The sequence below is a fragment of the Neobacillus drentensis genome (assembly GCF_036966985.1).
Lineage (GTDB): Bacteria > Bacillota > Bacilli > Bacillales > Cytobacillaceae > Neobacillus > Neobacillus drentensis_E.
This window is the reverse complement of sequence record NZ_JBALSN010000527.1, coordinates 1-14190: the sequence shown is the minus strand read 5'-3', so window position 1 is coordinate 14190 and position 14190 is coordinate 1. Positions and strand designations below refer to the sequence as shown.

Annotated in this window: 13 protein-coding genes; 11 read left to right on the top strand and 2 right to left on the bottom strand. The window is 39.6% G+C overall.

All coding sequences use genetic code 11. From position 1 onward, the window contains the following. Together V7659_RS27220 and V7659_RS27215 are read right to left on the bottom strand one after the other, a co-directional pair. A partial coding sequence (locus V7659_RS27220) for an efflux RND transporter permease subunit (protein ID WP_335543202.1) occupies window positions 1-965 on the bottom strand: 965 nt, incomplete at its 3' end. Window positions 966-996: 31 nt separating this feature from the next. Next, window positions 997-2520, bottom strand: coding sequence for an efflux RND transporter permease subunit (locus V7659_RS27215; protein ID WP_335543201.1), 1524 nt, complete (start codon window positions 2518-2520; stop codon window positions 997-999). 399 nt (window positions 2521-2919) lie between these two features. On the opposite strand from V7659_RS27215, the gene V7659_RS27210 reads away from it, so the two are divergent. The 11 genes from V7659_RS27210 to V7659_RS27160 form a co-directional block, all read left to right on the top strand. After that, on the top strand, window positions 2920-3357 hold the full coding sequence (locus V7659_RS27210) for a GNAT family N-acetyltransferase (protein WP_335543200.1): 438 nt from the start codon (window positions 2920-2922) through the stop codon (window positions 3355-3357). Between the two features lie 96 nt (window positions 3358-3453). After that, window positions 3454-4206 (top strand): NADPH-dependent oxidoreductase, encoded by a 753-nt coding sequence (locus tag V7659_RS27205; RefSeq protein ID WP_335543199.1) that lies wholly within the window; start codon window positions 3454-3456, stop codon window positions 4204-4206. Between the two features lie 171 nt (window positions 4207-4377). Beyond that, window positions 4378-6252 (top strand): XylR N-terminal domain-containing protein, encoded by a 1875-nt coding sequence (locus V7659_RS27200; protein ID WP_335543198.1) that lies wholly within the window; start codon window positions 4378-4380, stop codon window positions 6250-6252. Window positions 6253-6484: 232 nt separating this feature from the next. Further along, window positions 6485-7996 carry a 4-hydroxyphenylacetate 3-hydroxylase family protein gene (locus V7659_RS27195; protein WP_335543197.1) on the top strand — a complete coding sequence of 504 codons (1512 nt, stop codon included), beginning with the start codon at window positions 6485-6487 and terminating at the stop codon, window positions 7994-7996. 21 nt (window positions 7997-8017) lie between these two features. Continuing rightward, a complete protein-coding gene (locus V7659_RS27190; protein WP_335543196.1) occupies window positions 8018-8500 on the top strand; it encodes a flavin reductase family protein in 483 nt (160 codons plus the stop codon). A 39-nt stretch (window positions 8501-8539) separates the two neighbouring features. Next, complete coding sequence (locus V7659_RS27185) at window positions 8540-9529, top strand: catechol 2,3-dioxygenase (RefSeq protein ID WP_335543195.1); 990 nt, start codon at window positions 8540-8542, stop codon at window positions 9527-9529. Window positions 9530-9671: 142 nt separating this feature from the next. Next, on the top strand, window positions 9672-10616 hold the full coding sequence (locus V7659_RS27180) for an FAD synthetase family protein (RefSeq protein WP_335543194.1): 945 nt from the start codon (window positions 9672-9674) through the stop codon (window positions 10614-10616). Window positions 10617-10657: 41 nt separating this feature from the next. Next, window positions 10658-11569 carry an acetaldehyde dehydrogenase (acetylating) gene (locus tag V7659_RS27175; RefSeq protein WP_335543193.1) on the top strand — a complete coding sequence of 304 codons (912 nt, stop codon included), beginning with the start codon at window positions 10658-10660 and terminating at the stop codon, window positions 11567-11569. Then, window positions 11566-12579, top strand: coding sequence for a 4-hydroxy-2-oxovalerate aldolase (gene dmpG / locus V7659_RS27170; protein ID WP_335543192.1), 1014 nt, complete (start codon window positions 11566-11568; stop codon window positions 12577-12579). Before V7659_RS27175 ends, dmpG begins: the two co-directional genes overlap by 4 nt. Window positions 12580-12602: 23 nt before the next feature. Beyond that, on the top strand, window positions 12603-13382 hold the full coding sequence (locus V7659_RS27165) for a 2-keto-4-pentenoate hydratase (RefSeq protein WP_420491434.1): 780 nt from the start codon (window positions 12603-12605) through the stop codon (window positions 13380-13382). A gap of 23 nt (window positions 13383-13405) precedes the next feature. Then, window positions 13406-14190 (top strand): 2-keto-4-pentenoate hydratase (locus V7659_RS27160; RefSeq protein WP_335543191.1); only part of this gene is annotated, 785 nt, incomplete at its 3' end.

The window sequence follows — 14190 nt, the reverse complement described above, 5'->3', positions numbered from 1 at the left end:
ATCGAGAACATTGCCAGTTTACCTAGTTCTAGTAAATCATCCGATGACTGCATGGCAGAACCAGTGATTTTTGCACTTGTTTCTTTGCCAAATGTATTATTTTTGTCCCATTGAGCGATCTGTTTTTGAATCTCGCCCGCTACGTCCACCATTTTATCTGAATCCACAAAAGCATTTACTTGAAGATAATGATGACCGTCTTTTGAATAGATGGTACCTGGTTCCTTACTCTCTTCTACATTAGCAAAGCTTGATAAAGCAACTGGTCCATTCGGTGTCATGAGCTGCAAATCTTTTAGATCATTCACAGTTTGAATTTCTTTGATGGCCCCCAATTTAACGGTCGTGGTCCGTCCATCTATTTTCATGCTTCCAATTGCAGCAGGCTGAATCATGGCATAAATAGACTGAGAGATCTCCTGTGCGTTGGATACCTTCGAATCCACCGTAATCGTAACCGTTGGCTTTGTATTTTGATCGTTACTTTCTACTTTTTGTACGCCATCAATGGTGCTAATTTCTTTCTTGACAAGATCAGCTGCTTTTTTTATGTCTGCTTCATTTTTGCCAATGACGTCGACCGAAACCGTCGTCTTATTCACTCCCAACAAACCAGCAGTGTCTGCAGTCAGCTCCGCATCTGGAAACTGATCTTTCGTTTTTCGGATCTCTTTTACAAATTTGGCAGAATCTGTCCCTTCCTTAGGGAAAATCATAAATTGAACCACGTTTGCACCTTGCAGATTGCCATACTGTGCAGCTGCTTCATTGACACCTGCGATCGTAATACGGTTTTTTACCCCTTGTTTTTCGGCAAGAATGCTATCCATTTTTGAAATTCCGTCATTTATTTTACTTATCGGGGTTCCGTTATGATAGCGAAGACTAATGGCTATGTAAGCGGAATCCTTCTGATCAACTGACCCTTTAGGCATGCTAACAAACAGCCCAACTGACCCGGCCACAACAAGAATTACTAGTATGATAGGAAGCCATTTATGGTTGAGCGACCACCTTCAGCACAGTAGGATAGAACGAATGGGTCTTGTGTTCTTTCACCTTCACCTTTTTCATCATGCGGCCGCTGAGTACTGGTACGACTGTCAGCGAAACAAGCAATGAAGCTAGTAATGAACAAGTGATCGTAATCGCAAACGGGGCAACCAGGTCTCTTAACCCTCCCGAAACAATCATCATTGGGAGAAATACGGCCACCGTTGTAAGGGTGGAAGACGTAATGGCTGCTCCTACTTCTTTTACCGCTTCGATAAGAAAGGCAGGGGTTAGTTCATGCTCTTTCTTTCTTCGGTAAATATTTTCAACGACAACAATACTGTCATCCACAAGTCGTCCGACCGATACCGCAATTCCTCCAAGGGTGAGGATGTTTAACGTAACCCCAAAAAATGAAAGTAAAATCATTGTAATACAAAGAGAAAGTGGAATGCTGACAATAGTGATCAGAGTCATTCGGAAACTTCGAAGGAATAGCCAGATAATAAGAGTCGCAAATAGCGCTCCGGTCAATACTTCTCTAGTCATCGAGTTAATAGAATCAAGAACGGTATTCCCTAAATTCATAAAAATAGTAGCTTGTAGTGTTCCCTTATAGTCTTTGTTAATTTGTTTAACCGCATCTTCTACTTGTTTCCCGAGGGTTACCGCATTGGAGGTGGAATCCTTCTGAATCACGACATCGATAAAATTCTTCCCGTTCAAATGGGTGATGCTTGCGGTATCTTTTTGCAGGCTAACATCAGCGACATCTTGCAGTTTGGTCTTATTGTTTAACTGAATGTTTTTGAGGTCATCAACTGATTCTAATTTTCCTGTTACGATGATACTTGTCGCTTCGTTGTTTAGGGTTTGTTCACCCACTGCAACCGATGCATTTTTTCCTTGAAGAAGAGTGTAAAGCTTTTCAAGCGGGTATTGTGCGGTTGCTAATTTGTAAGGATCGACTTTAATCAGCACTTGTTGATTGTTCCCGCCGTTGGTAATGACATTGCCGACACCTTTTAGGTCTTGGAACATCGGCATAATCTCGTTTTCTACAAGATTTAGCTCATGATTGCCAATTTCCTTGTCAAAGGTAAGACCTAGTTCCACAATCGGAATTTCAGATGTGTTCAGGTTGACGACGTAAGGTTTCATGACTCCGCTGGGGAGATTAACCATTGAAATTCTTTCTTGAATTTGCTGTTTTGCTTCTTTCACATTAATGTCGGATTCAAAGGTAACGGTCATCTGCGTGAAGTTATTTCCTGTTTGCGCTGCTACATTTTGTTTTCCTCTGACGCCATTTAATGCTTTTTCAATTGGCTGTGTTACCTGTTCATCCATGCTTACAGCATCCATACCGTTTCCAACCACTGAAATGGTCACGTAAGGTTGATCGGCAGACGGCATCAGTTCCATTGGAATCGTGGTGTAATTAAAAACACCAAAAATCATTGAGGCAAAAACAGCGAAAGCTAATGCCGCCTTGTTCCGTAAAGCCCATTTGGTAAACCAAGTCATAAAGAGCCCCCCTAGTAATAAAGTATAAAACCAGGTAAATTATACCATCGCCATTATGTAATTAATAGGGTATTTTTCCTAATTTTACAAAAAATTACTGTAAGAAAATATATACTAACCAAGATTTAAGAATAAGAGACCTATAAGATCGAAAGAAAGCCGCCAAGAATGGCAACTTTCTGTTTAATGTTGGACTTGCTTTGGATGCTCCATGACCTTCTTGTTAGAAGGTAGGAAGAAAGTAGTTTAATAGAGGGCTTCATCCATTTTTGTAGAATTATTTCATTGGAGTTTTTTAGTTGTGTGCTTTTGGTTTATTGTAGAAACGATATCTTTAGGAAGTTGGTAAATAGAGATGATAAAATAGTTAAGTTAAATATTGGGGGGAGAACTCTATTTATGGAAATAAGAAAACCAAACGATTCGGAATATAAAAAGGTTTTATCTCTTTCACCACAAGCCTTATTCGATGGTACATTAGGCGAGGCAAAACCGTCAGATGAAAAAGTCAAACAACTTATTGAACCATTATTGCAGAAAGGAAGCTATTATTTAGTAGCAACTGGAGGCGATACTCTAATGGGCTGGATTCTTATTGGAACAAGTAAAGACCCATTTACTGAAAAGAAATATGGTTTTATTTATGAATTGTTTGTGTTGGATGAATTTAGAGGAAATGGAATTTCAAAACGATTGATGGAGACTGGTATTGAACATCTTAAACAAGATGGATATTCAGAGGTTCGTTTAAGTGTATATGCAGGAAATCAAGCCATTAAACTGTATGAAAAATTGGGATTCAAAAATAGAACCATTACGATGAGTATGTCCATCTAAAACAACCGTTTACAGGTGGTGTCAGGCACTGTTTTAAATTCAGGTTTTTGAATTTAAAGTTGTGATTGTAGTATCGTATACACGAGGAGTGATCGTATGAACGAAACCATTCAATTATTAAAAAATCATCGCTCAGTTAGGGACTTCGACTCTGAAAAAGGGGTAAGCGAAGCGCAAATCGAAGTGATTATTGAGGCGGCTTTGGCTGGTCCTAATTGGATTAATGGACAGCAGGTGACCGTGATTGAAGTGAGGGAGTCTGAAAGGAAAGCTGCCTTGGCGAAAGCGGCAGGAAACCAACGGTGGATTGAGGAAGCTCCCGTTTTTCTCGTGTTTTGCATGGATTTTTACCGGGCGAAACTGGCGGCTGAAAAAAATGGTGCGGAATTTAATATTGTCGAGGACCTAGAAGCCATTATGGTTGGTTCAACAGATGTAGGAATCGCGCTGGGAAGCGCAGTAATAGCGGCTGAATCGATGGGACTTGGGATCGTGCCGATCGGCGGAATACGGAGAAATCCGCAAACCTTTGTTGAACTATTGAATCTTCCTGAATATGTTTTCCCCATCTCAGGTCTGGTTGTCGGATATCCAAAATCAATCCCTACTCAAAAACCAAGACTGCCAATTATGGCAACTCTTCAGAAAGAACAGTATGATACGAAAATTCAAAAGGAAATTATTGATCAATATGATCAAACGATATCATCCTATATGTCTGAACGGACAATTGGTGAGGATTCCAGTGATTGGTCAAGTAAAATCGCTCAGTTTTATGATACCGGTTTTGACCAATACGCAAAAAATTCCAGTCCTACGGTGAAAAATCAGAAGTTCCGTTATAAATAAAGAACTCAAGGAAAGGGTCAGACCCCCAACGTGCTAACGCTTTAGCGCACTGAGGGTCTGACCTTGTTTTCCGTTTTCACGTTTCAGTAGAAGAAGGTATTTTTCACAAGAAGTAGAATTAATCTTTAGGAATGCTGTTGCTACAAATTCATTTAAGAAGGGAGCAATGGAATGAAAGCGTTAACTTTAAATGACCTATTGCATATTAGACAAGAAAATGAACTCCTATTTGCAAATAATGAAAGGTCTGTTCTCGTTTCTACAAGTGCATTTGGAGCGATGCAGCGTGATTTAATCGAAAATATTGGGATTAATCGTATGAAAACCTTTTTCTTCAAATATGGATTTCATCTCGGAGAAGAAGATGCTCAAGAGATTCAGAAAATAGATTCATTAAGTATGCTTGAAAAATTTGAATATGGTCCTATTATTCATGCCTTAAAAGGACATGCGAAATCTAGAATTACTGAAAGAGATCTTGAAGTGGAAAATAATCAAATTAAATCTTTTCGACTTAAGGGAATTTGGGAAAGTTCATTTGAAGCCGAACAACATATTCAAAATTTTGGGATAAAAAAAGTTACCGTTTGTTATACCTTAACTGGTTATGCAACTGGATATGTTACCGCTCTGCTTGGAGAGGAAGTATTTTTTAAAGAACTGCAGTGTGAGGGTGAAGGGGCACCTTGTTGTATTTGGGAGGGGCGCCTTGTGTCTGAATGGAAGGAAGAGGCAGAAGAATTTTTTTCATATAGTAAGGAACTGCCAATTATTAAGGAACTGGAACTGACAAACGAGAATCTTTTGGTTGAAAAAAATAACTTAGCACTCGTGTCGAGAACGTATAATGAGATGACAAATGAGCTCATAAAAGGAAATAACATCGATTCCATTCTAGAAATATTAAATAAACAAACAAACTTGCCTATTGTAATTGAGGATATCAGACAACATCTCTTAGCATATAAAGGAATTACCAGGGATGACTATGAGTTGATAAGAAAAGCATGTAATTACTCTGGCGATAAGTATCGAAATATTTCAAAAGTGAGTGTCCTCTCGTTTGAAAATGGGACAAGAATTATTACACCAATATACCTTTTAGGCAAAATCGTAGGATATTGTTCGTTTCTATATGATAGGGGAAGGACACCTAACTATGATATTGACTCAATGATTATCGATCGATTAGCATCTATTTGTGCGCTTCTGTTTTTAAAAGAAAAAGCTGAAATCGAATCATTGGAACAAGTAAAGGGACATTTTCTAGAAGAAATAATTAGCGGAAAGTACTCCCAACAAGAAATCGTAAGGAAGGCTGATTTTATTCAATTGGATTTATCTGGACACTATCATATTATCGTCCTTACCTACAAGTTTATGAAAAAATGTGAAGAAAAGGAATTTACTCTTCATAAAACCACCTTTGAAGCTGTTTCTACGTTTTTTAGAAATAAGGGCATCAATGTCTTAATTGGTCAGCAAGCTGATAGCTTAGTTCTCCTAATAATGGAGAAACAATTAAACCAGCAAAATATTGAAAATACCTTACTTTCTCTAGTATCCAATTTAAAAAAGGAAATAAAAAGTTCCCTGTTTTTAGCGGGGATCAGTTCTCAAAACAGCAAAATAGTGGATGCAGGTGTGGCTATTGAAGAAGCCCGTTCAGCTGTACGATTATCCTCAAGGGATAAACCCATCACATCTTTTAGTGAACTAGGTATTCTTGGTGTTTTAATTAATGACAAAAATGAGAATGCCATACGTAAATTGGTTAGGGATACTCTTGGGGTTCTGTCTGAGAATTTAGATAGTAATAAAATTGAATTAATTGAAACCTTATATCATTTTCTACTTAATGGTGGAAACCTGGAACAAACCGCTGAATATCTAGCATTATCTAAAAGCGGTCTTCGTTATCGACTCACGAAAATCACTGATTTTCTTGGCTGCGACCTGCGGGATCCCCAAAGACAGTTTCAATTGCTTTTGGCTCTAAAAGCATTGAAAATTGTCGACCATGAAGGACTTAAAAAATCCAAATAAAGTCATCGTTTTTTATATATAAAAGTGTCAGAAAACGCCCGATGGAAATTGTCCATGGGCGTTTTCTGACATTTTTTTTTACTTTTAAACTGACATAAAATAGCAGTTTTTTTTGTTTTTTCTGACACTTGGTGTCATTGTAAAGAATTTTCAGATAAATTAACATAAATTTAAGGATCGACACACTCGGTCACTCAAAAGTTCAAATAATGATAGGAATGGGGTTGATGGAATGTACACAGGTAAAGAATATTTGGAAAGCTTGAATGACGGAAGGGTCGTTTATTTAAACGGTGAAAGAATTAAAGATGTAACGACGCATCCTGCTTATCGAAATTCTGCACGTTCGTATGCAAGAATGTATGATGCTCTTCATGATCCAGCTACACGTAACATTTTAACGGCTGAAAATGAATACGGGGATCGCACACACAAATTCTTCATCACTCCTAAAAGTACACAAGATCTATTAGAATCAAGAGATGCCATTGCCGAATGGTCCAAGCTTAATTATGGATTTATGGGCCGCACTCCAGATTATAAGGCTTCATTTATTGGTCATTTAGATGCCCTTTCAGATTATTATCAAGGTTTTGAGGACAATGCGAAAGCATGGTACAAGAAAGCTGCAAAAGAGCTTCCTTTTGTTAACCATACTATTATCAACCCACAAGTGGATCGATCAAAACCACTTCATGAAAATAAAGATGTATTTGTACGAGCAGTTGCTGAAAAAGATGACGGAATAATTGTAAGCGGTGCCAAAATGGTAGGAACAGCGGCAGCATTAACTCATTATAACTTTGTTGCGAACTATGGAACATTTGATTTAGGAGATGGTGACCATAGCCACGCACTGATCTTCTTTGTGCCAATGAATGCACCGGGGGTAAAAATGATCAGCCGACAGTCGTACGAACTGCAGGCTGCGACAACGGGAACACCATTTGATTACCCGCTTTCAAGTCGTTTTGATGAAAATGATGCCGTAATTGTTTTAGATAACGTATTTATTCCATGGGAAGATGTTCTTTGCTACAAAAATATCAAAATATCTAATAATTTCGTCCCAGAAAGTGGCTTTGTTAACCGCTTTACATTCCACGGTTGTACTCGTCTTGCTGTTAAATTGGATTTCATGACAGGACTATTATTAAAAGCAACGGAAGCTGCTGGAACAAAGAACTTTAGAGGTGTACAAGCACAAATTGGTGAGGTTGTGGCGATACGTAATATGTTTTGGGGATTGTCTACTGCAATGGCAACGGATCCGGATAAAGGACCGAATGGTCTTGTTATGCCAAATGGTGCCTCCAGTGCTGCTTATCGAGCATTAGCGCCAATGAGCTGGGTGAGAGTGAAGGGTATTTTTGAACAAGTGGTAGCCGGTGGTTTAATTCAGTTGCCGTCTAGTTCAAGTGATTTTCTGAATCCTGAATTAAGACCTTTTCTTGATCAATATTATCGAGGAACAGGCATCAATTCTGTAGATAAAGTGAAGTTGTTAAAAATGGTTTGGGATTCGATTGGATCTGAGTTTGGAGGAAGACATGAACTGTATGAGGTCAATTATGCAGGCAATCATGAAAATATTAGAATGGAAGCCCTATTCCATGCAGAGGCAGTCGGAGCAGCGGACCGTTACAAATCATTTGTTGACACAGCATTAAACGATTATGACCTAAACGGTTGGACAAACAAAACGTGGCTGGATGCTGTAGAAAAAGAACCAATTAAATTATAAACGGGGAGAGGAGTTGGCAGGATGGATGATCGTAAATTTAGAACGGCGATGGGGAAATTTGCTACTGGTGTGACCGTAATTACGACCGAAATCGATGGAGAAATACACGGTATGACGGCAAATGCCTTTATGTCCGTGTCTCTTGACCCAAAACTAGTGGTGATTTCCATTGGAGAAAAAGCTCAAATGCTGGACAAAATTAAGAACAGCAAAAAATTCGCAGTAAATATTTTATCGGCGGAACAACAGGAATTATCGATGATATTTGCTGGTCAAATAAAGGAAAAAAGAGAAGTAAGTTTTGAGCAACTAGATGGCCTACCTGTGTTATCAGAGGCCATCGCCCAAGTAGCTTGCGAAGTAGTGAATGTCCATATCGAAGGAGATCACACCTTATTCATCGGCAAGGTAATGGATATCCACCTTAATGAAAAAGAACCGCTTATGTTCTTTAACGGAAAATATCGCTTTTTTTCTTCTGAAGGAGTTTTAACAAGTAAGTAACTACTCGTTAAATGAAAATAAAATTAGGAGGAAATAAAAATGACTTCTTACCAAGAACCAATTTACGATGTTGCTCAGCTGGCTCATGTGGAGATTCTTTCTCCAAAAATTGAACAATCAGTGGAATTCTTTACAAGATTTTTAGGAATGGAAGTAACTGCTCGGTCAGAAGGATCTGTTTATCTAAGGGCATATGAAGATTTTTATCATAATACTTTGATAATTACCGAAGCAAAAGAAGCGGGAGTTGGACATGTCGCATGGCGTACCTCCTCACCACAAGCCCTACAGCGTCGCGTAGAAGAAATTGAAAAAACTGGATTTGGCCGCGGCTGGATAGATGGAGATATTGGTCATGGAGAGGCTTATCAGTTTACAACACCTGATGGTCATTTAATGGAAATTTTATGGGATGTAGAGTATTACAATGTTCAAGATGATCAAAGATCTAAACTATTAAATCGTCCATCAAAGCGGCCAGATCGGGGTGTACCCGTACGTCGTCTCGATCATATTAATCTAATGACTTCGAATCCTGGAGCTGATACGGACTTTATGTTAGATACTCTAGGCTTCCGGTTAAGAGAGCAAATTCAAGATAACGGCCATGTACTTGGAAGCTGGATTAGTGTTTCCAATCTTGTTCATGAAATTGCCTATATGCAAGAGCCTAATGGGGTAAAAGGGAAGCTGCATCATCTGTGCTATTGGTATGGAATACCTCAAAATCTTTATGATATTGCCGATTTACTTAAAGATCATGGAGTTTTCGTTGAAGTCCCGCCCAATAAACATGGAATTAGCCAAGCTTTCTGTATGTACGTAATTGAACCAGGCGGAAACAGAATCGAATTGTTCGGAGACGCAGGTTATATTATTACGGACCCAGCCTGGAAACCGGTCGTGTGGGATATAAAGGATGTACCTGGCAACGGGGATACTTGGATTGGTACAGAATTCCCTGTATCTTGGTGGACACAAGGAACACCGATTACAAAAGATGAGTCTGCTGTAGTAGTGAAGCCTTAAAAAATAATAGTAATAGGTACTAGGGTGATGGATTCGATAGCAGGCACAGAGTACATTGCTTGGATCGTAGATATTGCTGTCGAACCATCTTGAATGAGAGGGCTTTTGTAAAAAGTTATCTGTTATGGAGGAGGGAGCTTTCTTGGAAATCATTCATGTGACAAACACCAACCGCCAAACTACTCTTTTAAAAGTAAAGCCTTGTGTGATGGCTCTAGGATTTTTTGATGGGGTTCATTTAGGTCATCAACAGGTAATTAAAGAGGCAAAAAAACAGGCGGGGGAGAAAAAGCTCCCTTTAGCAATTATGAGTTTTTTTCCACATCCAAAAGAAGTACTTTCAAATGGAAAAAAGATCGTTCCCTATCTTATGCCTTTAACAGATAAACAAAAAATATTTAAAAAGCTGGGGGCAGATGTTTTTTACATCGTTCAGTTTAATGCTGAATTTGCCTCCTTATCTCCAAAACAATTTGTTCAAAGTTATCTTCTCGACTTTGGAGCAATACAGGTTGTAGCCGGTTTTGACTTTACATATGGGTGCCGGGGAGAAGGAAACATGACTAGAATCAAAAGCGACTCGGATGGAAGAATCGCTGGAATAATGGTAAATAAAATCGAGTTCGAAGGTGAAAAGATAAGTTCCACACTTATTCGAGATCTGATCTTTTTAGGAGAATTAGAGAAAATCCCACGGTATTTAGGTGATTATTATCAAATAAAAGGAAGAGTTCGTTTAACTAAGCATAATGCAGATATATTAGTCAATCCATATTATTTACTTCCTGCCTCAGGTTTTTACGAAGTAACTGTAACAAATAAATTGAAAACATTAAAGCTAACAGCTTTCGTTTTCAATGGAATGCTTAAATTATTATTTCCCCATGGGCAAAGGTTCCCTTTTAAAGAATGTGAAATAATTAGACTTTATTGGAACAAACGCTTGACCAATGGATTTTCTAACCAAATAGATGGACGTCAGGAAGGGGCCGGTTCAAATGGGATACTTGCATCGGTACCGAATTCCCTAGATCTTGATGGACGCATGGGACAACACTTACAAAAGTGGAGTCTGATGAAGTCGTAAAACCTTAATTGATAGATTAGTAGAATGAGGGGTGAGAGGTCTTGACAAAAGTAAAAGCTGCGATTTTAGGATCGGGGAATATTGGAACAGACCTAATGTATAAAATTTTAAAAAATGAAGGGAATATGGAGTTAGCTTTGGTAGCAGGCATTGACCAAGAATCAGAAGGTCTGGCAAGAGCACAGGCGAAGGGAATTCGTACAAGCCATCACGGCATTGAAGCCATCTTGGAAGACCCAGAGATTAGGATTGTCTTTGATGCGACAAGCGCAAAAGCACATAAGTTGAATGCACCATCACTTCGCGATAAGGGGAAATTAGCGATCGACATGACTCCTGCGGCTATCGGACCTTTTGTCGTGCCAACAGTAAATTTAAATTCACATATGGAATCAATGAACGTTAACTTGATTTCATGTGGAGGCCAGGCAACTACACCCCTAGTTCACGCAGTTAATCGCGTTGTACATGTTCACTATGCTGAAGTAATTGCAACGGTAGCCAGTGTATCAATTGGCCCAGGGACAAGACAAAATGTAGATGAATTTGTTCAAACGACTGCGAATGCTGTTCAACATGTTGGCGGAGCCAAACTAGCGAGGGCAATTCCGGTATTTAATCCGGCAGAACCACCTATTAATATGACCAATTCTGTCTATGCAGTGATCAAGGAAGAGTTTGATGAAGGAGCTGTCATTGCATCTATTCAATCGATTGTAGCTGAGATTTCAAGCTATGTTCCAGGATACAGATTAAAAGGCACTCCTTTTATCGATTACCGTGAAACACCTTGGGGACGGTTACCAACAGTAGTGATCATGAATGAGGTTGTAGGAGCTGGTGATTTCTTCCCTACCTATGCGGGGAATTTGGATATCATGACCGCATCAGCATATAAAGTAGGAGATTTATATGCCGGACATTTTCTTGGAGTGAAGGAGGTAAGCCGATGAAGATTCCTAGACTGACAGATACGACACTAAGAGATGGCGACCACGCGATTAACCATAGTTATACACCGGAAATGGTCCGGACGATTGTTCGAAATTTAGATGAAGCAGGGGTACGAATCATTGAAGTCAGCCATGGTTCTGGCTTAAATGGATCGACACTTCAGCAGGGGTTTTCAGTTCATTCTGAATTAGAACTGATTAAAGTGGCTGTAGAAACAGCGAAACAAGCAAAAATTGCTTCCTTATTCGTTCCTGGAATTGGAACGAGCAAGGAGTTAAGAGAAGCTGCCGAACTAGGTATCTCTGTTATAAGAATCGCTGTTCATTGTACCGAAGCAGATGTAACAGAGCAGTATTTTCGACTAGCGAAAGAATTAGGGCTTGAGGCGGTGGGCTTCTTGATGATGTCTCATTCTCAACCAGCAAAAGTACTGGCTGAGCAGGCTAAGCTGATGGAATCCTATGGTGCTGATTGCGTCTATGTGGTCGATTCTGCAGGGGCACTTGTTCAAAGCGGCGTTAGGGATAGGGTTTATGCATTAAAGGAAGCTTTGTCCATCGAAGTTGGTTTTCACGCTCATAATAATCTTGGATTAGCGATTGGCAATTCAATTACAGCGCTTGAAGCCGGAGCAGACCAAATTGACGGGACCCTAAGGGGATTAGGGGCTGGTGCAGGGAATGCACCGACGGAAGTATTAGTGGCTGTATTAAATAAAATGGACGTGGAAACAGGAATAAATCTTTCCATTTTAATGGATGCCGCCGAGGAAGTAGTGACTCCGTTGATGCAGACTCCGATCGTGATTGATCGTGACAACTTATCTAGTGGATATGCAGGAGTGTATAACAGCTTTTTATTACATGTAAGGCATGCAGCCGAAAAATTCGGTGTTAACGCCTCAGAAATTATGGAGGAATTGGGTAAAAGGAAGGCGGTTGCTGGTCAGGAAGACTGGATTTTAGATGTAGCAGTCGAACTTGCAGAGAAAAAAAAGTTAAAGGTTTAGTGGTAGAGATAGGAGGAATCAATGTGACGATTATTCAAGAAGCTGCCAGCCGCTTATTGGAGGCAGAGGAAACGAAGCAGGTCATTGAACCGTTAACCGTTTCCTATCCAGGGTTTACAGTGGATGAAGCCTACCATACACAATTAGAGATGATCCGTAGAAAAGTTGAACATGGCGGTATCATTGTTGGGAAAAAAATTGGGGCAACAAGTAAAGCCATTCAAAAAATGTTCGGCGTCAACCAGCCTGATTATGGTCATTTATTGGCAGATATGATGGTTGTCGAAGGTGAAACGATATCACTTGATCAATATATTCAACCAAAAGTAGAGTTTGAGATTGCTTTTAAATTGAAAAAGGATTTAAAAGGTCCTAATGTTTCTATCCTAGATGTCATTGAAGCAACAGATTATATCGTTCCAGCGATTGAAGTCATTGATAGCCGCATTCGAGATTGGCAAATCAAATTTGAAGACACCGTTGCAGACAATGGTTCTTCCGCCTGTGCGATTATTGGAGGGAAACCGACGAAGCTAGAAGGACTGGATCTTACCCATATTGGAATGGTTGCTTATCGAAATGGAGAAATAATTGATTCAGGCGCAGGTGCCGCCGTACTTGGTAATCCGCTTCGTTCAGTTGCATGGCTTGCGAATTCTTTAGGAAAATATGATGTGGCATTAAAATCTGGGGAAATCGTGCTCTCAGGCGCTTTAACAAGTGCAATCGAAGTGAAGGACAATGACACGTTTACTGCTGAGTTTGCTCATATTGGTTCAGTAACGGCTTCCTTTACACGATAAAAATTAGAAACTAGGTGATAAACATGATAAAGACGGATGTGATTGATCAAATTGCTTTTGAATTATACGAGGCAGAAAAACAGAAAAAGTCGGTTAATAAGTTTGTTGATGCCTATCCTGAATTAGATGAAGGATTAGCCTACCAGGTACAAGAACGGTTAATTGAAATGAAATGCAGGGAAGAACAGACAAAAAGAGTAGGTAGAAAACTTGGCTTAACGAGTAAGGCAAAACAAGTAATGATGGGTGTTCATGAACCATCTTATGGGGTATTGCTAGAAAGCATGCAACTATTTGAAGGCGAACGCATTTCCCTTTCACCATTTATTCATGCAAAAGTGGAACCGGAAATTGCTTTTATATTCAATAAGGAACTAAAAGGTCCGCATGTAACCGTAGCCGATGTACTAGCTGCAACAGAATATGTTGCTCCGGCACTCGAAATCATCGACAGCAGGTTCCAAGGTTTTAGCTTTACACTGCAGGATGCGGTTGCCGATAATTCCTCTTCTTCCCGTTATATTATTGGTGAAAGATTCTATTCAACAGAAAATTTCAATTTGAAATTGATGGGAATAGTCTTCAAGCAAAATGGCGAAGTCGTTGCTACAGGTGCTGGTGCAGCTGTAATGGGGCACCCAGCAAGGGCGATTGCATGGCTAGCCAATAAATTGTATAAGGTTGGGCAGAGCATTCAACCAGGGGAAGTCATCTTAAGTGGTTCCCTCACAGCCGCAGTGAAGATTGAAGCTGGTGACCATTTTTCCGCAAGCTTTGATGGGCTTGGTTCCGTAGAGGCTGTATTTAC